The sequence below is a fragment of the Microbacterium sp. MMO-35 genome (assembly GCF_037147555.1).
Taxonomy (GTDB): Bacteria; Actinomycetota; Actinomycetes; order Actinomycetales; family Microbacteriaceae; genus Microbacterium.
In genome coordinates this window covers 99,647-123,350 of record NZ_JBBCVH010000008.1, presented here as the reverse complement: position 1 = coordinate 123,350, position 23,704 = coordinate 99,647, and the positions used below count along the sequence as shown (strand labels likewise).

The 23,704-nt window shown below is 72.2% G+C and carries 20 protein-coding genes; 13 read left to right on the top strand and 7 right to left on the bottom strand.

Annotated features, from left to right (window positions below; genetic code table 11):
* Window positions 1–8: 8 nt before the first annotated feature.
* The 3 genes from WFJ01_RS15645 to WFJ01_RS15635 are packed head-to-tail and all read right to left on the bottom strand — an operon-like array spanning window position 9 to window position 2,870.
* The gene (locus WFJ01_RS15645; protein WP_336629575.1) at window positions 9–992 is read right to left on the bottom strand and encodes an aldo/keto reductase; all 984 of its coding nucleotides are present in this window, start codon (window positions 990–992) and stop codon (window positions 9–11) included.
* 14 nt (window positions 993–1,006) lie between these two features.
* Window positions 1,007–2,107, bottom strand: coding sequence for a zinc-binding dehydrogenase (locus WFJ01_RS15640; protein ID WP_336629574.1), 1,101 nt, complete (start codon window positions 2,105–2,107; stop codon window positions 1,007–1,009).
* A 43-nt stretch (window positions 2,108–2,150) separates the two neighbouring features.
* Window positions 2,151–2,870, bottom strand: a complete 720-nt coding sequence (locus WFJ01_RS15635) for an SDR family NAD(P)-dependent oxidoreductase (protein ID WP_292881719.1) — start codon at window positions 2,868–2,870, stop codon at window positions 2,151–2,153.
* Between the two features lie 135 nt (window positions 2,871–3,005).
* Here WFJ01_RS15635 and WFJ01_RS15630 point away from each other — a divergent pair, with 135 nt between their 5' ends.
* From WFJ01_RS15630 to WFJ01_RS15590, 9 genes are all read left to right on the top strand, one after another.
* A complete protein-coding gene (locus WFJ01_RS15630) occupies window positions 3,006–3,962 on the top strand; it encodes an aldo/keto reductase (protein ID WP_295033088.1) in 957 nt (318 codons plus the stop codon).
* A 65-nt stretch (window positions 3,963–4,027) separates the two neighbouring features.
* Complete coding sequence (locus WFJ01_RS15625) at window positions 4,028–6,355, top strand: arylsulfatase (RefSeq protein WP_336629573.1); 2,328 nt, start codon at window positions 4,028–4,030, stop codon at window positions 6,353–6,355.
* A 235-nt stretch (window positions 6,356–6,590) separates the two neighbouring features.
* The gene (locus WFJ01_RS15620) at window positions 6,591–8,129 is read left to right on the top strand and encodes an ABC transporter substrate-binding protein (RefSeq protein WP_292881715.1); all 1,539 of its coding nucleotides are present in this window, start codon (window positions 6,591–6,593) and stop codon (window positions 8,127–8,129) included.
* A 66-nt stretch (window positions 8,130–8,195) separates the two neighbouring features.
* Window positions 8,196–9,137, top strand: coding sequence for an ABC transporter permease (locus tag WFJ01_RS15615; protein WP_292881713.1), 942 nt, complete (start codon window positions 8,196–8,198; stop codon window positions 9,135–9,137).
* A complete protein-coding gene (locus WFJ01_RS15610; RefSeq protein ID WP_292881710.1) occupies window positions 9,134–10,972 on the top strand; it encodes a dipeptide/oligopeptide/nickel ABC transporter permease/ATP-binding protein in 1,839 nt (612 codons plus the stop codon). Before WFJ01_RS15615 ends, WFJ01_RS15610 begins: the two co-directional genes overlap by 4 nt.
* Window positions 10,969–11,802 carry an ATP-binding cassette domain-containing protein gene (locus WFJ01_RS15605; protein ID WP_292881707.1) on the top strand — a complete coding sequence of 278 codons (834 nt, stop codon included), beginning with the start codon at window positions 10,969–10,971 and terminating at the stop codon, window positions 11,800–11,802. The genes WFJ01_RS15610 and WFJ01_RS15605 overlap by 4 nt, the downstream gene beginning before the upstream one ends.
* A gap of 68 nt (window positions 11,803–11,870) precedes the next feature.
* Window positions 11,871–12,458, top strand: coding sequence for a TetR/AcrR family transcriptional regulator (locus WFJ01_RS15600; RefSeq protein WP_251438519.1), 588 nt, complete (start codon window positions 11,871–11,873; stop codon window positions 12,456–12,458).
* Window positions 12,459–12,504: 46 nt separating this feature from the next.
* Window positions 12,505–13,230, top strand: coding sequence for an alpha/beta fold hydrolase (locus WFJ01_RS15595; RefSeq protein ID WP_336629572.1), 726 nt, complete (start codon window positions 12,505–12,507; stop codon window positions 13,228–13,230).
* An 82-nt stretch (window positions 13,231–13,312) separates the two neighbouring features.
* The gene (locus WFJ01_RS15590) at window positions 13,313–14,296 is read left to right on the top strand and encodes a methyltransferase family protein (RefSeq protein WP_336629571.1); all 984 of its coding nucleotides are present in this window, start codon (window positions 13,313–13,315) and stop codon (window positions 14,294–14,296) included.
* Window positions 14,297–14,558: 262 nt separating this feature from the next.
* Here the strand turns inward: WFJ01_RS15590 and WFJ01_RS15585 are convergent, their stop codons facing one another.
* Window positions 14,559–15,884 (bottom strand): amidohydrolase, encoded by a 1,326-nt coding sequence (locus WFJ01_RS15585; RefSeq protein ID WP_336629570.1) that lies wholly within the window; start codon window positions 15,882–15,884, stop codon window positions 14,559–14,561.
* 272 nt (window positions 15,885–16,156) lie between these two features.
* Here WFJ01_RS15585 and WFJ01_RS15580 point away from each other — a divergent pair, with 272 nt between their 5' ends.
* From WFJ01_RS15580 to WFJ01_RS15570, 3 genes are all read left to right on the top strand, one after another.
* Window positions 16,157–17,611, top strand: a complete 1,455-nt coding sequence (locus WFJ01_RS15580; RefSeq protein ID WP_251438515.1) for a glyceraldehyde-3-phosphate dehydrogenase — start codon at window positions 16,157–16,159, stop codon at window positions 17,609–17,611.
* A 172-nt stretch (window positions 17,612–17,783) separates the two neighbouring features.
* Window positions 17,784–18,452 carry a response regulator transcription factor gene (locus WFJ01_RS15575; protein WP_251438514.1) on the top strand — a complete coding sequence of 223 codons (669 nt, stop codon included), beginning with the start codon at window positions 17,784–17,786 and terminating at the stop codon, window positions 18,450–18,452.
* A gap of 31 nt (window positions 18,453–18,483) precedes the next feature.
* Complete coding sequence (locus WFJ01_RS15570) at window positions 18,484–19,503, top strand: sensor histidine kinase (RefSeq protein WP_336629569.1); 1,020 nt, start codon at window positions 18,484–18,486, stop codon at window positions 19,501–19,503.
* Here the strand turns inward: WFJ01_RS15570 and WFJ01_RS15565 are convergent.
* The 3 genes from WFJ01_RS15565 to WFJ01_RS15555 are packed head-to-tail and all read right to left on the bottom strand — an operon-like array spanning window position 19,487 to window position 22,374.
* Entirely contained in the window at window positions 19,487–20,380 is an 894-nt protein-coding gene (locus tag WFJ01_RS15565) for an FAD:protein FMN transferase (RefSeq protein WP_336629568.1), read from the bottom strand. The two genes, WFJ01_RS15570 and WFJ01_RS15565, sit on opposite strands and share 17 nt — an antisense overlap.
* Window positions 20,377–20,928, bottom strand: a complete 552-nt coding sequence (locus WFJ01_RS15560) for an FMN-binding protein (protein ID WP_251438511.1) — start codon at window positions 20,926–20,928, stop codon at window positions 20,377–20,379. Before WFJ01_RS15560 ends, WFJ01_RS15565 begins: the two co-directional genes overlap by 4 nt.
* A gap of 33 nt (window positions 20,929–20,961) precedes the next feature.
* Window positions 20,962–22,374: a ferredoxin reductase family protein gene (locus tag WFJ01_RS15555; protein ID WP_336629567.1), complete on the bottom strand. Its 1,413-nt coding sequence runs from the start codon at window positions 22,372–22,374 to the stop codon at window positions 20,962–20,964.
* A gap of 126 nt (window positions 22,375–22,500) precedes the next feature.
* Between WFJ01_RS15555 and WFJ01_RS15550 the strand changes: the two genes are divergently transcribed.
* Window positions 22,501–23,571, top strand: coding sequence for a winged helix DNA-binding domain-containing protein (locus WFJ01_RS15550; RefSeq protein ID WP_336629566.1), 1,071 nt, complete (start codon window positions 22,501–22,503; stop codon window positions 23,569–23,571).
* The last annotated feature ends 133 nt before the right edge of the window (window positions 23,572–23,704 follow it).

Genomic DNA, 23,704 nt, shown 5'->3' with positions numbered 1-23,704 from the left:
GGGCGACGTCAGGGGCCTTCGGGGTCGACGATGTCGCGATCGGCCCAGAACGGCTCGACGAGGCGGCGCAGCTCGGCGGCGCCGACGCGATCGACGAGGGCGGCAGCATCGAGGTTCGCGCGCAGCTGCGCGATGCTCGACGCGCCGAAGAGGGTCGTGACGAGGGCGGGGTGCGTGAGGGTGAACGCGATGCCCAGCTGCGCCGGGGTCGCGTCGAGCGACTCCGCGAGCGCCGAGAACGCGGGCACGTCGTCGATGATCCGCTGCCGGATGTCGCCCGGATCCCGCCCGATCTGCCGGTCGCCGTTCACCTTGCCGGCGAGCACGCCGCCCTCCAGGCAGTCCGAGGCCTGCAGGGTCAGTCCCTGCTCCCAGAGGCGGGCGAACGGCGCCCCGTCGGGGATGGAGCGGCGCGAGACGCTGTACTTCAGCTGGGCGATCTGCGGGCCGGGGACGCCCTCGGCGGTCGCGATGTCGATGAGCCGCTGGATGGATCCGGCGGACCAGTTGTTCACGCCCCAGGCGCGGATCAGGCCCCCGTCGGTGAGCCGGGCGAGATCGAGCACGAGGTCGCCCAGGTCCAGGTCGTCCCGGCGAAGGTCGCCGAGGATCACCAGATCCGCATGCTCGGCCCCGACGCGGAACAGGGCGTTCTCGAGCTGGGGGCGGAAGCCGTCCGCGCCGAACGCCTCCAGCCACAGCTTCGACGAGAGCAGCCATTCGTCGCGACGCAGGCCCGCCGCCCGCACCATCGCGCTGAAGATGACGTCGGTGAAGGCGGGCGGCATGCCGGGCCCCGTGTACACGCCGACGTCGAAGAGGTTCACGCCGCGGTCCACGGCCTCGCGGAGCATGGCGGTGGCGTCGCCGAAGTCCATGCGGTCGTAGGTGTGCCAGGAGCCGAGCGAGAACAGCGACGCGCGGATGCCGCTCGTGCCGATCTCGCGCCGCGCCATCTCGGGTCGATGCGGTGTCGTGGTCTCTGCGTTCATGATCGCGGTCTCCTTCACAGCCGGGGGTCGATGACGGCCTTGACCTCATCGAGGTGGTGCATGTTCGCGATCTTCTCGGAGGCCTGGGCGAGCCCCACGGGGGCGCTGAACAGCGCGTCCCACGGGTACCGGTCGGCGAAGGCCTGGAAGAAGTCGATCGAGCGGGCGTAGTCGGCGATGTCGCCGTTGAGCGAGCCGACCATGGTCAGCTCCTTGCCCATGAGGGCGCTCACGGGGAAGGCGTCCCCCACGGGACCGGTGGACCCGACGATCACGACGGTGCCGCGCGCGGCGGCCATGCCGACGGCGTCCGGTCCCACGCTCGGTGCTCCGGCGAAGTCGAACACGTGGTCCGCGCCGTGGCCGTCCGTGAGCTCCATCACCTGGGCGACGACGGGGCCGTCGCGGAAGTCGACGACGGCGTCCGCGCCGAACCGGGCCGCGAGCTCCAGCCGTGCGGCCGGGGCGCCGACCGTGATCACGCGTCCGGCGCCGGCGATCTTCGCCACCGCGGTGGCGAAGATGCCGAGGGCTCCGGAGCCCTGCACGACCACCGTGGATCCGGGGCGGATCCGCCCGCCGCGCTCGAAGGCGCGCAGCACGGTCTTCGCCGCGCAGCCGGCCATCGAGGCCCAGGTGTCCTTCACCGCATCGGGCAGCAGCAGCTTCGCCGCCCCCGGGGTGACGTAGGCGTACTCGCTGAGTCCGGCGGTCGCGAACGGCGGCACGTCCGAGCGCTGCAGGAAGCCGTAGCCGCGGCGGGAGCAGTGCACGGGCTCGCGCAGCACGACGCATCCGTAGCACTCGCCGCAGGTCGACTCCGACCAGCCGATCCGGTCGCCGACGTGCAGCGGCCGGCCGAGCGCGTCCACGGTGCCCTCGCCGAGGGCGACGATCTCGCCGACCATCTCGTGGCCGAGGACCATCGGCAGCATGCCGGGGAAGGTCATCCTGCCTTCCCAGATCTCGATGTCGGTGCCGCACAGGGTCGACACCGCGATCCGCACGAGGGCGGCGCCGGGCGCGACCTCGGCGGGGAGGGGCAGATCCTGCAGGGCGAGCGGCTGCCCGTGCTCGGTGAGCACGGCTGCGCGGGTCGTGGTGGGGATGGTCATGCGGATCCTTCCGGGATCAGGGCGTTCGCCAGGGGCGGGGCGGTCAGACGAGCAGCTGGCCGCCGTCGACGGGGACGGAGACGCCGGTGATGTGGCTTGCGGCGGGGCCGGCGAGGAAGACGACGAGCGGGGCGACCTGCTCGACCTCCGCGATCGTGCCGAGCGGGATCCGCGCCTCCCAGGCGGCGCGCGCCTCGGGGTCGGTCGCGAAGCCGGCGGTGAGCGGGGTGAGGATCGGTCCGGGCGCGACGGCGTTCACGCGGATCCGGCGGCCCGCGAGCTCGATCGCGGCGGTGCGGGTCATCGCGTCGACGGCGGCCTTGGTCATCTCGTAGTGGCCCATGCCCGGCGTGGGCTGGCGTCCGCCGATCGACGAGGTGTTCACGATCGCGCCGCCGTCGGGCAGGCGCGGGGCGAACTCGCGGAGCATGAGGAACGTGCCGCGGATGTTCACGGCCACGGCGGCGTCGAAGACCTCGAGCGGGACCTGCTGCTGGGTGCCGCCGCCGAGCACGACGCCGGCGTTGTTGACGAGCACGTCGATGCCGCCGAGCGCGGCGCCGGCCGCGGCGACGGAGGCGGGGTCGGAGATGTCGAGCGCGATCGCCGTGGCGCCGAGCTCTGCGGCCACGGCGGCTGCGGCCTCGGCGTTCACGTCGCCGATGATCACCTCGTCTCCGGCCTCGCGGAAGGCGGCGGCGATGCCGCGGCCGAGCCCGGAGGCTCCTCCGGTGACGAGAATGCGGCGGGGGGAGATGGTCATCTCACGTCCTCTCTGACGGGGCATCTCCGTTATATTCTACAAGCATAGAAAAACGCAACCCGGGGTCCTCCCCGGTCGTTGAGCGAGGACGGCGCAGCCGCCCGAGACGAAACGCCCTCACAGCAAGGAGCACTCATGTCAGCGTCGACACTTCCTCACCCCGCCCTCGGCGGGCTCGTCGTCCCCCCGCTCGCGCTGGGATCCTGGAACACCTGGGACCGGATGGATCCCGACGACGCCGTGGCGATGATCCGCCGTGCCGTCGAGCTCGAGGCAGGGTTCTTCGACGTCGCGTACTACAACATGGGTCCGCACGCCGAGAACTCCCGCACCGACATCCTCTTCGGCCAGGCCCTGCGCGAGAGCGGGATCGATCGGAGCACGATCGTGCTGTGCGGCAAGCTCTGGCTGTGGGACTGGCCGAACCAGTCGTTCCGCGCTCAGCTCGTCGAGAGCCTGGAGCGCGCGGGGCTCGACCGCTTCGACACGCTCGTGGTCGGCGACTACCTGGACGAGCCCGACGTCGCGCGGATCGTGGCCGACGTCAACGCGCTCATCGCCGAGGGTCTCGTGGGCGGGTGGGGCATCAACAACTGGCGGATCGGGCACACGCGGGCCGCCCTGGCCGTGGCGGCCGACACGGGTCTCGTCGGGCCCTCGTTCGCCCAGCTCAAGTACGGCATCGCCCGGCGCGCCATGGCGGAGGGGGCTGCCTACGGCCCGCTCTTCGCGGACGGGACGCTCGCGCTGCAGGCCTCGGATGTGTTCGAGGGCGGGATCCTCGCCACCGGCCTCGTGCCGCAGCGCAAGATCGGCGCCGACGTGGGCGGCATCCGCGAGCGCATCCTCGCGCTGTACCCTGAGGTCGCCCGCATCGCCGACGGCTTCGGGGTCACCCCCGCGGCCCTCGGCATCGCGTTCTGCCTCACCCATCCGGCGGCGGCGAACGTGCTGTTCGGCGCCTCCCGGATCGCGCAGCTCGAGCAGAACCATGCGGCCCTCGCGCTCGTCGCCGAGCGCGGAGGCGAGGTGCGCGAGGCGCTGGCCGGTCTGCAGGCCGACGTCGTCGTCCGCGACGACGGGGCCTGGTGAGCGACGTGGCGGAGGCCGCGCGGCGTCGGGACGAGAACGGGACAGAGGGACGAGGAGCACGCAGCATGGATCTTCAGGACGAGACGACGCCGTCCGCCGCCTACCGCGGCTTCGACGGCCGGGTGGGGGAGTTCACCTCGGAGTCGGAGCCGTGGTGGCCGCCGCAGCCGAGCGCGGCGCCGGGGGCCCCGAACGTGATCGTGGTCCTCGTCGACGATCTCGGCTTCAGCGACCTGGGACCGTTCGGCGGGGAGATCGACACCCCGCACATCGATCGGCTGGCCGAGGAGGGGTGGACCTTCACGAACTATCGCACGGCGCCGCTGTGCTCGCCCGCCCGCGCGGCCCTGCTGACCGGGCTGAACCCGCACCGGGCGGGGTTCGGCCTCGTCGCCCACACGGATCCGGGCTATCCGGGGTTCTCGTGCACGCTGCCCGAGGATGCGCCGACGCTCGCGGAGTCGCTGCGCGCCGGGGGCTATGCGACCTTCATGGTCGGCAAGTGGCACCTGACGGTCGAGTCGCGGCTGCACGACGGCGCGGACCGGTCGTCGTGGCCGCTGCAGCGCGGCTTCGACCGCTACTTCGGGTCGATGGACGGCTTCACCTCGCTGCATCACCCGCACCGCCTCGTCCAGGACAACTCGGTCGTCGACGTCGCCGAGTTCCCGGACGGGTACTTCCTCACTGACGACCTCACCGACCGCGCCATCGGCATGATCGACGACCTGCGCGCGAACGACGCGGCCAAGCCGTTCTTCCTCTACTTCGCGCACACGGCCGTGCACGGGCCGATCCAGGCGAAGGAGGCCGACATCGCGAAGTACCGCGGCCGCTACGAGGCCGGGTGGAACGCGCTGCGCGAGGAGCGGTTCGCCCGCCAGCGCGAGCGCGGCATCGTCGGAGGCGACGCGACGCTGCCGCAGGGCGCGCTCGCGGACGAGGGACGCATCCCGTCCTGGGACGACCTCGACGACGCGGAGCGGGAGCTGTTCGCACGCTACATGGAGGTCTACGCCGCGGCCGTGGACGAGGTCGATCAGAGCGTGGGCCGGCTGATCGCCCACCTCGAGGAGCGGGGGGAGCGCGACAACACCATCATCGTGGTCGCGAGCGACAACGGCGGCACGGCCGAGGGTGGTCCGCGCGGAACCCGCAGCTACTTCGCCCAGTTCGGCAGGATGGGACCGGATCCGGAGGGCTGGGTGCCCGACGAGCCGCGCGAGGTCGACCTGATCGGCGGCCCGCGCCTGTTCGCGCATTACCCCGCCGGCTGGGCGCGCGTGTCGAACACGCCGTTCCGCTCGTTCAAGGGCTCGCTCTACGAGGGAGGGGTGCACGCTCCGCTCATCGTCTCCTGGCCTGCCGCGCCCGAGGAGATGCCGGCGGGGCTGCGCGACCAGTTCGTCTTCGTCTCGGACCTCGCCCCGACGATCCTCGAGCTGACCGGGACGCCGCGGCTGGACCGGCGGCACGGGAAGGAGGCCGTGCCGAGCGACGGCCGCAGCGTCGTCGACGTGCTGGGCGACCCGCAGGCGCCGGGACGGCAGGACCAGTACTTCGAGTGCTTCGGCAGTCGCGCGCTGATCGAGGACGGCTGGAAGGCGGTCTCCACGACGCCGCCGACCCGGGAGCAGGGGGCGGCGGGCGGCGTCTGGGAGCTCTACCGTCTCGCGGAGGATCCGACCGAGACGCGCGACGTCGCGGCGGAGCAGGAGGAGCGCACCACGCGGCTCGCCGGGCGCTGGCGCGAGGAGGCCTGGGCGAACGGGGTCTTCCCGCTCGACGACGACGGATCCCTGCACCGGATCCGGCCCGCGACCGAGCGTCCGCTGGGCGATCCCGTCGCCCTCGTGCCCTACCGGCCTCCGCTGGAGCGCTACCGTTCGGCGGCCCTCACCGTGCTGAGGTCCTTCGAGGTGCGGATCGACGTCGTCACCACGGCGGACTCCGCCGGCGTGCTCGTGGCGCACGGCGATCAGGGCGGCGGCTACCTCGTCGCGATCGACGGGGGCGCCCCTCTCGTGTCCTACAACGCGTACGGGCGCATGCATCGCGCCCGGGGCGCGGCGCTCGCCCCCGGTGCGCATCGCCTGGTGCTGAGGATGGCGGAGCAGGACGACCTGCGCTGGAGCGTCGAGCTCGAGGTCGACGGCGCCGCGGGCGTGCGGATCCCCTCCGTGCCGATGCTGCTGGGAATGGCGCCGTTCACGGGGATCAGCGTGGGATACGACTACGGCGGACCCGTCGACTGGGAGCTCTACGAGAGGCATCGCAGTTATCGGTTCGACGGACCGGCGCTGGTCGTCCGCTACCTGCCGGGTGCGAGATCGGCCCACGACGTCACGGAACTGCGCGAGATCGACCGCCAGGTCGCGCGGGTCGCGGACTGAGCGTGCGCCGCCCTCGTCCGAGCCTCGGGCGACAGCTCTGCGCGCTCGGACAAGGGCGATTCGCGCAGGGTCATGGATCCGGTCCGTCCCGGGGGAAGAACTGCTTGCGTTCTTTTTCCACACATGTAGACTAAACGCAACGACACATCGGAGTGACGTCGGCAAGGCTCCCCGGAGCGCGGCCGAAGGTGCTTCGAACCCTTCTTCACCTCAACCCGCACCGAGAGAAGGAACCATGAAACGAGTGCCCCTCGCGATCGCCGCGGCCGTGGCCGCGGTCCTCGCCCTCACCAGCTGCTCCGGCGGCGGAGGCGCCACGACGCAGGCGAGCGACGCAGCCGCCGCGGCGAACGCCCCCGACGACCTCAACATCGGCAACTTCCTGGACGTCACGTCCTGGGATCCGGCCCTGGCCGACATCGGCTTCGACGGGCCGTACCTGTCCGCGGTCTACGACGCCCTGATCGCCCTCGACAAGGACGGCAAGCCGGTTCCCGCCCTCGCGGAGAAGTGGGAGGTCGCCTCCGACGACCTCAGCATCACCCTCACCCTGCACCAGGGCGGGAAGTTCAGCGACGGCACCCCGGTCGACGCCGACGCCGTCGTCAAGAGTCTCGACTACCTCAAGGCGGGCGCGCGCTCCGGCGAGGCCTACACGAACGTGTCGTCCTTCGAGGCGGTGGACGACCACACGGTCAAGATCAACCTCACGCAGCGCGACGACACCATCCTGTACTTCATGGGACTCGGCCGCAGCTACGTGATGTCGCCCAAGGCGATCGCCGCGGGCACGCTCGGCAAGCAGCCGGTCGGCTCCGGCCCCTACACGCTGGACAGCGCGACGAGCGTCGCCGGATCCGAGTACCACTTCACGAAGGTCCCGGGCTACTGGGACGCGAAGGCTTACGCGTTCAAGAACCTCGCGATCTTCCCGATCATGGACGCCACCGCGCGCCAGAACGCCATGCTCAGCGGTCAGATCAACGTGCAGTACGGCGACATCACGAACAAGGACGCGGCCCAGCAGCAGGGCTGGAACACGGTCTCCCGGGTCTCCGGCTGGGCAGGGCTCGTCATCACCGATCACACCGGCGCGAAGAACAAGGCGCTCGGTGAGCTCAAGGTCCGCCAGGCGCTGAACTACGCCTTCGACGGCGCGGCGATCCTCAAGGCCGTCGGCAGCGGCGCCGGCGTCGCGACGAATCAGGTCTTCCCCGACGGCGGCTCGGTCAACGACCCGTCGCTCAACAAGCAGTACGCGTACAACGTGGACAAGGCGAAGCAGCTCCTCACCGAGGCCGGCTACCCGAACGGTTTCGACATCTCCATGCCGATGTCGCCCGTGTTCGAGCAGTGGAAGCCCGCCGCGGACCAGGCGCTGACCGCGATCGGCGTCAAGGTCACCTGGGACAACATGCAGATGCCCGACTACCAGCTGAACGCGCCGAACTACCCGATGTTCATCTCCTTCCTCGCGATGGACGGCAACGAGGTGGCGACGGTCGCCCGGCAGGTCACGTCCAAGCAGTGGTTCAACCCGGCACCCGACTACGCGAGCAACGCGGTCCTCGCACCGCTCGTGCAGAAGGTCCAGGACACCAAGGGGAGCGACCAGACGAAGGCGATCAAGGACCTGAACAAGGCCCTGGTCGACCAGGCCTGGTGGTCGGTCTGGTACCAGGCGGACAACACCTACTACTCGGTGTCCGGCATCAAGGTGCAGCCCGTCATCGGCATGATGTTCCCGACGCTGCGCTACATCACCAAGGGCTGACGCCCCGGGGGCCGGGCCCGTCGCCGGGTCCGGCCCCCGTCTCCTCCTCACCCCCGAGAGGTCCTCATGCTCCTGTTCACCGCGAAGCGGCTGCTGTCCGGCATCGTGCTGCTCGTGGTCGTCTCCGTCGCGACGTTCTTCCTCGCGCACCTGGCGATCAAGGATCCGACCGCCGCGCTCCTCGGCACCACCGCGAGCCCCGCGCAGCAGGCCGCGCTGGCGACGAAGATCGGCATCGACCGTCCGCTGCTCGTGCAGTTCTGGGACTGGTTCTCGCACCTGCTCACCGGCGACTTCGGATCCTCCTGGCGCAACTTCCAGCCCGTGGGAGCGCAGCTCGCCATCAAGGTCCCGGTGACCCTCTCGGTGGTCACCTTCGCGACGCTCATCACGGCGGTCCTCGGGATCGCCTTCGGCATGATCACGGGCCTGCGCCCGGGGACCTGGTTCGACCGGATCCTCAAGGGCGTGTCCGTGGTCCTGTTCGCCCTGCCCGGCTTCTGGGTGAGCCTCGTGCTCGTGATGTGGTTCGCGGTGCAGCTGAAGTGGTTCCCCGCGGTCGGCTACGTGCAGCCCTCGCAGTCCTTCGACGGCTGGATCCGCTCGCTCACCCTGCCCGCGATCTCGCTCGCGCTGGGCGGCGTGGTCGCCGTCTCGGAGCAGCTGCGCAACGCCGTGATCGCGCAGAGCCGTCAGGACTGGGTGCGCACGCTCCGCAGCCGCGGGCTCTCCCCGGCCCGGGTCAACCTGCACATCCTGCGCAACGCGTCTCCCGCGGCGCTCACCGTCATCGCCCTCATGTTCGTCGGCCTGCTCAGCGGCGCGATCGTGGTGGAGCAGATCTTCAGCCTCCCCGGCATCGGCATGCTGACCAACCAGTCCTCCCAGAACGGCGACATCCCGATGCTCCTCGGCATCACGGTGGTGTCGATCGTCTTCGTCGTGATCATCAACCTCCTGCTCGACCTCGTGCTCGGCTGGATCAACCCGAAGGTGCGCGTCGCATGACCACCACCGACATCCGCGTCGCGTTCGACCGCGCCAGGCAGCGCCGCCGCTCCGGCCTATTCCGCCGGTTCCTCCGTCACCCCGGCGGATACATCCCGCTCGGCATCTTCGTCCTCATCGTGCTCGTGGGCGTCGCAGCCCCGCTGCTCGCGCCGATGGATCCGAACTTCGTCGACCTCGCGGCCGCCAAGGCGCCGCCGTCCGCCGCGCACCTGCTCGGCGCCGACTCGACCGGGCGCGACATCCTCAGCCGGCTCATCTACGGGACGCGCGTCACGATCTGGGGCGCGCTCATCACGATCGTGACCGCGGTCGTGATCGGCGTCCCCACGGGCGTCGCCGCGGGCTACTTCCGCGGCCCGTTCGACCGGATCGCGATGTGGGTCAGCGACGCGCTGCAGTCGATCCCGGGCATGATCATCCTGCTCGTGGTCGCCGCGGGCAGCCGCAACAACTTCGAGCTGCTCATGGTCACGGTCGGCGTGTTCATGGTGCCGGGCTACTTCCGCATCGCGCGGTCGCAGACGATGTCCGTGCGCGAGGAGCCCTACATCGATGCGGCCCGGGTGTCCGGCCTCTCCGATGCGCGGATCATCTCCCGGCACGTCGTCACGGCGGTCTACCCGCCCGTCATCATCCAGACCGCGCTCACCGCGGGCATGGCGATGGGCATGCAGGCGGGGCTCCAGTTCCTCGGCATCGGAGACTCCAATGTGCCCAGCTGGGGTGCGATGATGCTCGAGGGCTTCCGCCTCATGCTCACCTATCCGCTCATGCTGCTGTGGCCCTCGGTCGCGCTCGGACTGACGATCGCGGTGCTCGCGATCATGGGATCCACCCTCGCCGAGCTGGCGCAGGTGCGCACGCCGCGGCTGCGCCGGCGCGGCGCGAAGGGCGCCGACGCGGCCGTCGAGGCCGCGCCGGCGACCGGAACCGTGCGGCACGCGGCCGAGGCGTCCGCGCTGCGCGTGGAGAACCTGCGGGTGAGCCACGCGACCCCGAACGGCGTCGTCGAGGTCGTGCACGGCGTGACCCTCGACGTGGCCCCCGGCGAGGTCGTCGGGATCGTCGGCGAATCCGGATCCGGCAAGTCGCAGACGGTCTTCTCCGTGCTCGACCTGCTGCCCGCGAGCGGTGCGAGCACCGCCGACGCCATCCGCATCGCCGGTCAGGACGTCACGACGGCGACGCCGAAGCAGCGCCAGGCGCTCCTCGGCCGCGAGCTCGGCTACGTGCCGCAGGAGCCGATGAGCAACCTCGACCCGTCGTACACGATCGGGCACCAGCTCATCGAGCCGCTGCGCCGCGTGCACGGCATGAGCGCCGCCGACGCGAAGGCCAGGGCGCGCGAGGTGCTGCTGCGGGTGGGACTGGCGGATCCGGACCGTGTCCTGCGCAGCTATCCGCACCAGGTCTCGGGCGGCATGGCGCAGCGCGTGCTCATCGCCGGCGCGATCTCGGGCCGCCCGTCGATCCTCATCGCCGACGAGCCCACCACGGCCCTCGACGTCACCGTGCAGGCCGAGGTGCTCGAGCTGCTGCGGGAGCTGCAGCAGGAGTACGGCATGGCGCTGCTCATCGTCACGCACAACTTCGGCGTCGTCGCCGACATCTGCGACCGCGTGATCGTGATGCGCGGCGGCGAGATCGTGGAGCAGGGCGACGTGGATCCGCTGTTCGCGCATCCGCAGCAGCCGTACACGCGGGAGCTCATCGCGGCGTCCCTCGACGACGCGGCAGGGCGGGCGGAGCTCGACGCCGAGGGGCGCGCGGGACTCGGCACCGCCGGCCGCGTCACCGCCGGCACGACCAACACGACGGAGGTGCGCGCATGACCGCGCTGCTGGAGGTGCAGGACCTGGTCGTCGAGTACGGCCACGGCCGGTCGGCGTTCCGTGCCCTGCACGGCGTCTCGATCGACGTCGCGCCGGGGGAGTGCATGGGCCTCGTCGGCGAATCCGGATCCGGCAAGTCCACGCTCGGCAAGGCGATCCTCGGCCTCGCGCCCGTGACCGGCGGCAGCATCCGCTTCGACGGCAGGGACATCACCTCCCTCGGCCGCGCGGAGCGCCGCGCGCTCGCGGCCGACGTGCAGGTCGTGTTCCAGGATCCGTACGGATCCCTGAACCCGGCGATGACCATCGGCGACATCCTGTCCGAGCCGCTGCTGACGAGCGGCCTGGGCGGATCCGAGGCGCAGGCGCGGGTGCGCGAGATGCTCGACCGGGTGCGCCTGCCCGAGACCGCGATGGACCGCTATCCGAGCGAGTTCTCCGGCGGGCAGCGCCAGCGCGTCGCGATCGCCCGCGCGCTCGTGCGCCGGCCGCGCCTGATCGTGTGCGACGAGCCGGTCAGCGCCCTCGACCTCACCACCCAGGCGACGATCCTCGACCTCTTCATCGAGCTGCAGCGCGACACGGGCGTCTCCTACCTGTTCGTCTCGCACGACCTCGGCGTGGTGCGCCGGGTGTGCCACCGGGTCGCCGTGATGTACCACGGGGAGATCGTCGAGACCGGGGCGGGGGAGCAGATCACCCGTGCACCGCGGCATCCCTACGCCGAGCGCCTGCGCCTGGCCTCGCCCGTCGCCGACCCCGTCAAGCAGCGGATCCGCCGGGCCGAGTGGCTGGCGCTGCGTGAGGCAGCGGATGCCCCGGTACGGTAGCAGGCAGCGATCCCGCAGCTGCGCGCCCCGGTGCGCGCCGTCGCCGGACGCCCCGTCGGAAGGAACCCATGCCGAAGATCATCGATCACGATCAGCGTCGTCGGGAGATCGTCGAGGTCGCCAAGGGGATCATCCTCAAGGGCGGGTTCGAGGCGGCGACCATGCGCAGCATCGCCGCCGAAGCGGGCTTCGCGAACGGGGCGCTGAAGCACTACTTCCCGGGCAAGGAGAGCATCGTCGCGGCGACGTTCGAGGCCGTGCTGCAGGAGCACGACCTGTGGCTGCAGGCGTCGATCTCGGCGGAGGTCGGTCCGGAGGAGATGCTGCGCCAGATGCTGGTCGGGACGCTCCCCAGCGAGCCCGAGGAGATCGCCAGCGGGCGCGTGCTGCTGGCGCTGTGGGAGTACGCGATGGCGAACGAGTCCCTCGCCGAGCTCTACCAGGTGCACCTGGCCCGCTGGAGGGCCATGCTCGTGGAGCGCATGGAGGCCGCCCGGGACGCCGGTGCGATCCGGGACCAGGACTACGTCGCCATGGCGAACGAGTTCATCTCGGTCGCCGTGGGCGCGACGGTGATCAACCTCATGTATCCCCAGGGCGATCGCATCCCCGACTATCAGGCCTACATCGACCGGTTCCTCGCGCGACTGCGCTGACCGCGTCGCCGGCGGCCTCCACCCCCGATCGAGAGGAGGGCGCCCGATGAGCGGTGCACCCGAGAACACCCTGTCCGTCACCCGGAGCGCGGGCTTCGGCCGCCCGGTCGTGCTGCTGCACGGCCTCGCGTCGCGGGCGACGCAGGACTGGCCCGCGCCGGTCTGGGAGGAGGCGTTCGCGGGTCGGCCCCTCGTCCGGGTGGACCTCCCCGCCCACGGCGAGAGCCCCGCGGTCGGCGTGCTCCCGACGACCGGCGTCGTCGACCTGCTCGCGCAGGCCGTCGCGGCCGTCGCCCCGGGGGAGGAGGTCGACCTCCTCGGCTACTCCCTGGGGGCGCGGCTGGCCTGGGCGCTCGCCGCGCACCCCGCGCTCGCGGTGCGGCGCGTGGCGCTCGGCGGGCTCAGCCCGATGGAGCCGTTCACGATGGTCGACCTGCCCGCGGCCCGCCTCGCAGCCGCGGGGGGACCGGCGCCGGCGGATCCGATCACGGGCATGATCCTGGGCATGACGACCCTCCCCGGCAACCGTCCGGAGGCGCTGCTCGACCTCATCGAGGGCCTCGCCGCCGAGCCGTTCGATCCCGCCGTCGGCGCGCCGGCCCAGCCCGTGCTGCTGCTCGGCGGGGTCGAGGATCCCATGGCGCAGGGCATCGACGCGCTCGCGGCGGCGCTGCAGGACTCCCGGGTCGTCCGCGTCCCGGGCGACCACCTCGGGGCCCTGCACGCCCCGGAGTTCCGCGCCGCCGCCGCCGGGTTCCTCGCCGAGGACTGATCCCGGCTCCAGGCTCGTCGACCGGGCCCTGGACACCCCTGTCCACTATTTCCTACAATTGTAGAAACAAGAAAGGCACACCATGACGACCACACCCGACGCCGCGCGGATCCTGGACATCGCGACCGGCTACATGGCCTCGAAGCAGCTCTTCGAGGCGAGCCGGATCGGCCTCTTCGCGGCGATCGCGGACGGCGCCGACACGGTCGCCGCCATCGCCGAGCGCACCGGCGTGAGCGAGCGCATCGCGCGCATCCTCGCCGACGCGATGGCGGGCAAGGGGCTGCTGACCCGCGCCGACGGCCGCTACGCCCTCGAGCCGGACTCCGCCGCGTACCTGGCCGGTGACGCCTCGGCCCTCGACCTCGCGCCGTTCCTCACCTTCCTCGGCGAGATCAGCTACCCGCACTGGCTGCAGTTCGCGCACACCGTCGACACGACCGAGCCCGGCGACCTGCAGATGGACGAGGCGCGCTGGGGCACCTTCATGGCCGGCGTCATGACGTACAACGCTCTGCACGCGCAGGAGTTCGGCCGCCTCGTCGACCTCTCCGCCGCGACGAACGCGCTGGACTTCGGCGGCCTGTCGGCGGGCTTCGCGCTCGAGGCGATGCGGCGCAACCCGGGCCTGCGCACGACGTTCCTCTACGCCCCCGGGTTCGAGGACGGCATCGCCGAGGCCGTCGAGGCGGCCGGCGCGGCCGACCGCGTCACGGTCGAGATCGGCGACACGGCGACCGCGCAGCCCCAGGGCGCCTATGACGCCGTGCTCGCGAACCATGTGATCCACCGCTTCTCCGCCGAGGAGAACGCGCAGATCTTCCGCAACCTCCGGGCCGCGGCGGTGCCGGGCGCCACCCTGACCGTGCTCGACTTCTTCCTCGACGACGACGCGCAGCAGCGCGGCATCGACGCGCTGCACGCGGGGGAGTACCTCGTCATCGACGGCACGATCGTCTACCCCGAGGCGCAGGTGCGCGGCTGGCTGGCCGACGCGGGCTGGGACGTGCGCGAGAAGATCGCCCTCCCGGCGAGCCCGCGGGTGCTCATCGCCACGGCGGTGTGAGGCGGCGTCGCCCTGCCCTGCGGGGCCGGGCGACGCATCGGGATCCGATCCTGCGGACGGGAGCGGATCCGGGGCGGGCGACGAGCGGACACGTCGCTCGCCCCTTTCCCGTCGCGCGGGCGGGTCCGGGCCGCTGCGGAGCGCCTCAGAGCGCCGAGCGCACGGAAATCTGCCGAGTGCACGGCGCGTTCGCGTGAAGTAGCCGTGTGCTCGGCAGGATCCGGTGCATTCGGCGCACCACGATCCGAGGTCGATCAGCGGATCAGCCCCGCTCGAACACCGTCCGGCCGTCGACGATCGTGCGGGCGACGCCGATGCCGGCGACAGGACGGCCGGGCTCGGCCGGATCCTCGTCCAGCACGGTGAGGTCGGCGACCTTGCCCACCTCGAGCGATCCCTTCCACGCGGCCGCGCCGTCCTGGCGGGCGGGATCCAGCGTGATGCGGCGCAGCAGGGCGTCCCGGGTCGCCGCGTCGTCGCGGCCGAGGAGAGCGAGCGAGGCGTCCAGCCCGATGCGCCAGTCCGGCGTCGCGATCGGGGCGTCGCTCGTGATCGTGGTGAGGGCGCCCGAGTCGATCATGGCGTGCAGCGGCCAGGCGGCGGCGGTGCGCTCGGGCCCCAGCTGCGTCCCGGCCCACGCGCGCGTGTGCTCGGCGATGAGCGGCTGTACGGCGAACCCGGCGCCGACGGCGCGCATGCGCTCGATCTGCGCGGGGGTGGCGAGGTCGGCGTGCACGACGTAGTGCGGCGCGGCGGCGACGTGCGGGTGCGCCTCGAGCACGCGCAGGAACTCCTCGATCGACCGGTCGCCGGTGGCATGCACCGCGACCTGCTCGCCCCGCTCGACGGCGAGGCCGATCATGCGCCGGTAGGCGTGCAGCGCCCCCTCGGCGCCCTGCGGCAGCAGCTCGCCCGAGCTGCCGTCCGGGTAGGGCTCGCTCACCCAGGCGGTCGTCATCGGGGGGATCCCGTCGGCGAAGATCTTGACCCCGGTGACGGCGAGCCAGTGCGGATCCGTCTCGGGCTTCGGCGCGAGGATCCCCCGCTCGAAGTCCGCGAGGTCGGCCGTGCCGTCCAGCTCCCCGAACAGGCGCAGCAGCGTGACGCGGGCCGTCTGGGCGCCGGCGCGATGGAGATCGAGGTAGGCGTCCATCATGGCGGTGCCGAAGCACCCCGTCTCGCCCCCGTCCTCGCCCGGCCCGATCCCGGGTTCGGTGTAGCTCGTGATGCCCAGCTCGGCGAGCAGGCGCCACGCGTTCCGCAGGGCGTCGCGGCGATCGGCGTCCGTGTGCACGAGCCGGCCGGCCGGCTGCTCGTGCGCCGGGATGTCGGAGAAGAACAGGTGCGGCCAACGGGCGCCGAGCCAGGCGGCGTGCAGATGCGCGTCGTTCACGCCGGGGATCGCGGTGCGGCCCTCGAGGTCGACGGTCGCCGCAGCGGGGAGCGCGCGGGCGTCCGCGCCGACAGCGACCACGCGCCCGGAGCGGATCGCGAGCGCGTCGACGACCGATCCGTGCGGGTCGAGGGTGCGGATCCGGCCGCCGTGCAGGAGGAGATCGGCCGCGTCGCCGAACGGTGCGTTCTTCATTATTCCACCAGTGTAGACGAAAAATTCTCTGGAGCGCGACGATTCGGGAGGGCGCGTGTCCTGCCTCTCCGTCGTGGCGGATCTGGCGCAATTTGCCTGCCAGCGGCTCGGCAGGACGGGGCCGTGCTTCAGCCTGGAGTCAAGAACAGCGGTTCTTGCGCACCGGATCGGCCGGTTCGAGGGCGTGCCGACGCCTACCCTGGGAGAGGGCGGATCCGCCCCACCCGATTCCGCGCCACCGATCCCTGGCGCATCTGCTTGCAAGGACGCTGATGAACGACTTCGCCGCGCGCCGCGACGACTGGAAGGCCAGAGAAGAACTCGCCGAGCGGATGATCCCGCTGATCGGCGGGCTGAACCGAGATCGCGACGTGGTGACGTCGCTGCACGGGCACCGCCTGCTCGGGCTCTCCACGACCGAGATCCTCGAGGTGCACGAGCGCGTCGCCGCCCTCGGGCACGACGAGCTCGCGCTGGAGGACACGCTCGCGGTGCTCGAGGCGCTGCGCCGGCTCGCCCCGTCCGCCGCATCGCTCGACGTCGGCCGTCTGGTCGAGAACGTCCAGGGCGACGAGGCGACCCTTCTCGAGCGCCTGCGCGCCGAGCTCGCCCCGGCGCTCGGCGAGGCGTCCGAGGCCGCCGAGCCGACCGACGTCGTGCTCTACGGGTTCGGCCGCATCGGCCGCCTGCTGGCGCGGATCCTCATCGCGCACACCGGCGGGGGCAGCGGGCTGCGCCTGCGTGCGATCGTGGTGCGCAAGGGGGCCGAGAACGACCTCGTCAAGCGCGCCTCGCTGCTGCTGCGCGACTCCGTGCACGGGCGCTTCGAGGGCTCCGTCGACGTCGACGAGGAGAACTCGCAGCTCATCGCGAACGGCACCCGGATCCAGGTCATCTACTCCAACGACCCGGCGACGATCGACTACACCGCCTACGGCATCCACGACGCGATCGTCGTCGACAACACCGGCCGCTGGCGCGACGAGGCCGGCCTCAGCCGCCACCTGGAATCGACCGGCGTCGCGCGCGTGCTGCTCACGGCACCGGGCAAGGGCGACCTGAAGAACATCGTGCACGGCATCAACCACGACACGATCGAGGACGGCGACCGGATCCTGTCGGCCGCGTCCTGCACGACCAATGCCATCACGCCGGTGCTCAAGGCCGTCGACGAGGCGTACGGCATCGTGCGCGGTCACGTCGAGACGGTGCACTCGTTCACCAACGACCAGAACCTCATCGACAACTTCCACTCCGGCGACCGCCGCGGCCGCTCGGCGGTGCTCAACATGGTGATCACGGAGACCGGCGCCGCGAAGGCCGTCGCCCGCGCGCTGCCCGAGCTCGCCGGCAAGCTCACCGGATCCGCGATCCGCGTGCCCACCCCCGACGTGTCCCTCGCCGTGCTGCATCTGACGCTGGAGCGCCCCGCCGAGAAGGCCGAGCTCAACGACTACCTGCGCCGCGTCTCGCTGCACTCGAAGCTCCGTCAGCAGATCGACTACGTCGAGTCGCCCGAGGTCGTCTCCACCGATTTCGTCGGCTCGCACCGCGCCGGCATCGTCGACGGCCTCGCCACGATCGCGAACGGCACCGACGTCATCCTCTACGTCTGGTACGACAACGAGTTCGGCTACTCCAGCCAGGTGATCCGCGTGCTCGAGGTCATGGCGGGATCGCACCCCGTCGTGCTGCCCGTGCGCCGCGAGGTCACGCTGCAGGGCTGAACCCCGCTCCGTCTCCTCCTCCCCGGACGTCGGGCGAGCCGAGTCGCAGACCGAGCTCGCCCGACGTCCGCGAGGTCTCCGCCGCGCGGAGGCCGATCCGCGATCCGCGGCGCCGTCTTGGACTCGTCTGGGAGAGCCGGTGGTGAGATCGTGGTGAGGACAGGAGGTCCGCATGACCGATGCCCGCCCGCGGCTGCTCTACGTCGAGGACGATGCCGACATCGCCGAGATGTCCCTCGAGGTGCTCGGCGAGACCTATGCGGTCGACCACGTGACGGACGGCGCTGCGGCCCTGCGCCGTGCTCTCGACGAGCGCTACGACGTCATGCTCGTGGATCGTCGGCTGCCCGGGATGGACGGGGCGAGCCTCGTCGCGGCGATCCGCACGGCGCACATCACGACGCCGGTGCTCATGCTCACCGCCCTCGGCGCGGTGCCGGATCGCGTGGAGGGGCTCGACGCCGGCGCGAACGACTATCTCACCAAGCCCTTCGACTTCGATGAGCTGCTGGCGCGGCTGCGCGCGCTGCGCCGGGGATTCCAGGCGGAGGGGCGCCGCCGGGAGATCGGCGACTGGACCTTCATCCCCGACTCCTGGGTGCTGCATTCGCCCACCGGCGCCCGGGTGTCGCTGACGGCGACCGAGGCGGCCTTCCTCGAGTTCCTCTCGGCGAGCCCCGAGCGCGTGTTCAGCCGCGAGGAGATCCTGCGCGGCGTGTTCTCGTCGGCGGACGGCGTGGGCACCGTCGACACCTACGTGCACTACATCCGCCGCAAGACCGCGCCCGAGATGATCGACACCGTGCGCGGACGCGGCTATCGCGCGGGGGATCCGCGATGACGCGGCCGGCGCGACGGTGCGGGGCGGCGTCATGAGCGGATCCGCCGACCGCGAGCGGGTGCGCCGCTCCGCGCGTCAGATCGGCCTCTGGACCGGCGTCGCCTCGGCGGTCGTCATCGCCGCAGGCGTCGGGATCCTCGTCGCCATGATCCTCGCCACCTCGCGGCCGCAGGGGGACGACCGCGTCACGGCGGGCCCCCGGCCCGGCGGCTTCGCCGTCGACAACCCGGATCACGTCGTCGTCGACGTGGACCGGGTGCTGCCGTGGGTGGTCGTGCTCGGCGTCGTCGGGGTCGCTCTGCTCGGACTCATCGCCTGGTTCACGGCACGGCGTGCGGTCGCGCCCCTCGAAGGGGCGCTGCAGGCGCAGCGCGATTTCGTCGCCGATGCGAGTCACGAGCTGCGCACCCCGCTCACGGCACTGTCGAGCCGGGTGCAGATCCTGCAGCGTCGCGTCGTGCGCGGGGAGGACATCGGCGACGCCCTCGACCGGCTCCGCAGCGACACCGCCGTCATGGACGAGATCCTCACCGAGCTGCTTCTCGCCGCGCAGGCCGACCAGGCGCCCGTCCGGGCGGAGGCGTCCGACGCCGCGGCCGCGGTGCAGGGCGCGGTGGAGGTGATCCGGCCGATCGCCGAGGACGCGGACGTGGCGCTGCAGGCGGCGGTCGCTCCGGGGTTGTCCGTGGCGGTGCCCGCGGTGACGGTCACCCGGCTCTGCACGGCGCTCCTCGACAACGCCGTGCAGCATGCCCCGCGGCGCTCGTCGGTGACCCTCTCGGTCGCTTCGGGCGACGGCCCCGGCCGCGGTTTCGTGGAGTTCCGGGTCGTCGACCGCGGACCCGGGATCCGCGCCGAGGACCGGGAGCGGATCTTCACGCGGTTCGCCCGCGGCCCCGAGACCGGACGGCGTCGCGGGTTCGGCCTCGGTCTCGCGCTGGTCCGCGACATGGCGACGCGCTACGGCGGATCCGTCGGCATCGAGGACACGTCGGACGCGGGGACCACGTTCCTGCTGCGCCTGCCGGCCGCGGTCACGGCCCGAGGATGAGGAGCGCCGGGTCGTCCTCGGCGATCGCGACCTCGACCCCGTGCGCCCAGCGGCGGATGCGCCCGTCGGCGGCGACGAGCATGCCCGAGCAGTCGGGGGCGTCACGCAGCCAGGTGAGGTCGTCGAAGCCCGCGACCACCGCGACCGTCGCCCAGGCGTCGGCGTCGCTCAGGTGCTCGGCGATCACGGTCGCCGTGGGGGCGCCGGCGATGGCGCGTGCGGTCCCCGGGGCTCGCGACGGGCGCGGGTCGATGATGTGGGCGCCGCGCTCCGACGGTCCCGAGGTCGCCACGGCGCCCTCGCGCAACGGCACCCGTGCCAGCACGGCGCCGGGGCGGAGCGGGTCCGCGATGCCGACGTTCCAGGCCCAGTCCGCCCCGGGCGCGGTGAGCAGCTGCATGTCGCCCCCCGCGGCGAGCCCGGCCGCGACCACGTCGTCCTCCGCGAGCAGCGGGGCGAGGTGCCGGGCGCTCGCCTGCTCGACGGCCCAGCCCTTGACGTACCCGGTCGGATCGAACCAGCCGTCCCGGTTCGCATCGAACCGCCCGCCGCTCGCCGCCGCGAGGCGGACGCAGGCCTCCGACACCTGCAGGATCCGCGGATCCGCATCCTCGGGGCGCAGCGACCCGTCGCGCAGCAGGGAGATCTGCGAGTCCGGGCGGAACGGCGAGAACAGCGCGTCCAGCTCATGCAGCTCATCCAGCGCGGCGGCCTGGGCGGCGGCGATCCGCGCGGCGACATCCGGCGCGGGGGAGCGGGAGGCGGTGAGCACGTGCGCGCTCGCGACCGTTCCCATCAGCTCGGCCGTGGCGACGTGGCGGTGCGGACCGGGGGTGCCGCCGGTGCGGTCCCCGGCGGCAGGCGGGGACCCGATCATGCCTTCGCCTGGTCGATCGCGCTCTGCAGCGACTGCGTGTAGCCGTCCGAGGTGAAGGTGGCGCCGGAGACCATGTCGATCTGCGCGGACTGGGCGCTCTTGGTCTCCGAGACGAGGATCGGGAGCGCCTGCGCGTTGATCTCCTCGTCGCGGCGCTCGGTGTTCGGGTACTGCGGCACCGACACATCGGTGATCTGCCCGCCCGACACGGTGATCGCGACCTGCACGGCGCCGTAGCGGGTGTCGGCCGCCTGACCGGTGAAGGTGCCGTCCTTGAGACCGCTCGCCGTCGTGGCGGACGCGGTCCCGGAGGATCCGGTTCCCGACGAGGTCGACCCCGACGTGGATCCGGACGCCGACCCGGATCCCGAGGCTGACGCCGACGAGGATCCGCTCGTGCTCGAGGCGCCGGCGGATCCGGTCGTGCTCTTCGTCGTTCCGGAGGCCCCGGTCGCGGCCGGCGCGACCGCTTCGAGGGAGGTGCGGTAGCTGAACAGCAGCACCAGCCCGGTGACCGTGGCGAGGACGGCGTAGACGATCTTCTTCATGGTTCTCTCGCTTTCGGTTCCGTCGCCCGTCGCTCAGACGGCGAAGGCCTCGCTGTGGATGCGTTCGGCGGGGACGCCGGCGGTGCGCAGGTCCCGGCGGATGCTCTGCATCCACGGGATCGGCCCGCAGAGGTACACGTCGTACCGGGACAGGTCCCCGGCGATGCGCTGGAGCAGCTGCGCACCGTCCCAACCGGCGTGGGTCGCGGGCACCCAGCTCGTGCCCTCTTCGGCGCGGCGCCCGTGCAGCGTGTAGTGCACGAGCCCGCGGGACATCGCGAGCCGGTCGATCTCCGCGCGGCGCAGTCCGTGGGCGGCGGAGTGGTCGCGCGTGACGAGGATCGCCTCTCCCGGGGCGTACGGCTCGGATTCGAGGAGCGCGACGAGAGGGGCGACCCCCGCACCGGCGCCGAGCATGAGCAGGCGCGACCCGCTCCGGCGCTCGCCGGTCATGTGGCCGTAGGGGCCCTCCACCATGACCCGCGTGCCGGGGCGCAGCTCGGCGAGGCGGTCGGTCCCGTCGCCGACGCGGCGCGCGGAGAGCACGAGCTCGCCGCCGGCCGGATCGGCGGCCAGGGAGAACGGATGCCCTCGCGTCCAGCCCGGTCCGTCGAGGAACCGCCAGATGAAGAACTGCCCCGCCCTGGCGCCGAGGCGGCGCACGTCGCGGCCGGCCACGCGGACCGAGACGCCGTCCCGGCCGTCCGGGGCGACCGCGACCACGCGGAGGCCGTGCCGGGCGCTGCGCACGAGCGGGAGCGTGACCCGGAACCACAGCACGCACGCGGCGGTGGCCGCCCACAGCGCCCACCAGTAGAAGGTGGCGCCGGCCGACGCGGTGAAGTCCGCCCCGGTCCACAGCATGTGCGGGATCGCAAGGCCGACCCCGAGGTAGCCGTACAGGTGCAGCAGGTGCCAGGACTCGTACCGCAGCCGGCGCCGCGCCCGGCGGATCGACGTGACCACGACGAGGATCAGCAGGAGGGTGCCCGCCGTCGCGAGGAGCATGCCGGGGTAGTCCCAGACGAAGTCCCACGCCTGCACGAGGACGTTGGTGCGCGCCATGATCGCGTAGCCGATCGTGATGAGCACGAGGTGCGCCAGCAGCAGCCAGAACGACCAGAAGCCGACGAGGCGGTGCAGCCGCGTGATGCCGTCCCGTCCGAACCCGCGCTCGAAGACCGGCACGCGGGCCATCAGCAGCACCTGGTACAGCAGGAGGTTGGCGGAGACGAGCCCGGTGAGTCGTCCGAGCGTGGTCAGGGTGTCGCCGTCGAACGCCAGCAGGGACTGTATGCCGGCGCCGCTCACCCAGAGCGCGAGCACGAAGAGGCTCGTCGCCCAGATCAGCGTCACCGCGGCGAGACGCCAGAGCACGGGGCGCCGTCGGTGCGCCCGCGCCGCGACGAGCGGGCCGACCGGTGCGAGGGGGGTGAGCGTTGCCATGGCACCATCGTCGGAGGCCGCTTGACAGAGAAGGCCAAGAATCGACCGCCCTGAGCCGGGTCATAGGAAACTCATCGGGATCGCCGGGATCCGCGCACGTCCGCGGCGCACGGCATGATGGAGCCCATGACGGCACTCCTGAGCGAGCGGCTGCGCTCGCATCGGCTCACCGCCCCCGCGCGCACTCCGGTCGCCGCCGCCCGGCACCTGCTCGCCGTGCAGGGTCAGGAGTTCCTCGCCGGCCGCTGGGCGCTCGGGATCCGCTCCTCGGGCGCACCGACGCTCACCGCGGTCGATGCCGCGTTCGACCGGGGCGAACTCGTGCGCACCCACACCATGCGCGGCACGCTGCACGTGATCCCCTCCGAAGACCTGCGCTGGGTGCTGTCGGTGACGGGAGAGCGGCAACTCCGCCAGGATGCGACCCGGCAGCGCCAGCTCGGCATCGACGACGCGCTCGTCGCCCGGGTCGAGGCGGCGTTCCGCGAGCGCCTCGCCGACGGCGGGCGCACCAGGGCCCAGCTCTTCGACGACCTGGTCGAGATCGGCGTCGACCCCGCGGGGCAGCGCGGCGTGCACCTCATCTATGCGCTCAACGTGCGGGGGATCCTCGTGCAGGGGCCCGTCGTGCATCGCGACGACGCGGTGTCCCGCGAGCAGCTGTTCGTCCTCGCCGACGAGTGGATCCCGGAGACCGCGCCGCCGGAGGATCCGCTCGCCGAGCTGTTCGTCCGTTACGTCGACGGACACGGCCCGGTGACGGTCGCGGACTTCGCGTGGTGGTCGGGACTTCCGATGACCACGGCACGCGAGGCGGCCGAACGCGCACAGGGACGGGTGACCGAGCGTGCGGAGGGCGTGTACCTCGGGGCGGTGCGCCCGCGCCGCGCATCCGGCGCCGATGATGCGGCGACGCTCGCGCTCCCGATGTTCGACGAGTACTACATCTCCTACGCCGACCGGTCCGCGGTGGCCTCGGCGCAGAGCATGGCGCTGATCGGCCCCGGGAAGAACGGGATGGTGCGGGCGAGCCTGCTCACCGCGGGGCGCGTCGCCGGCGCGTGGACCCACTCCGCGGCCGTCGGACGGCACCGCGACGCGCCGATCCCCGAGCTCTTCGACGGAGAGCCGGCTCCCGACCCGGAGGCCGTCACCGCGGCCCTGCGCCGCTACGCCGACTTCGTCTCGGCGCACTGAGACGGCGCCCGTCGGACCGCAGACCGCTTCAGAGCTCGGCGGAGAACGCGCCGTCCGACTTGAGCAGCTGGCCGGACACCCAGCGGCCCGGGTCCGGGTCCCCGGCCACCCGGCCCGGATACAGGATCAATCG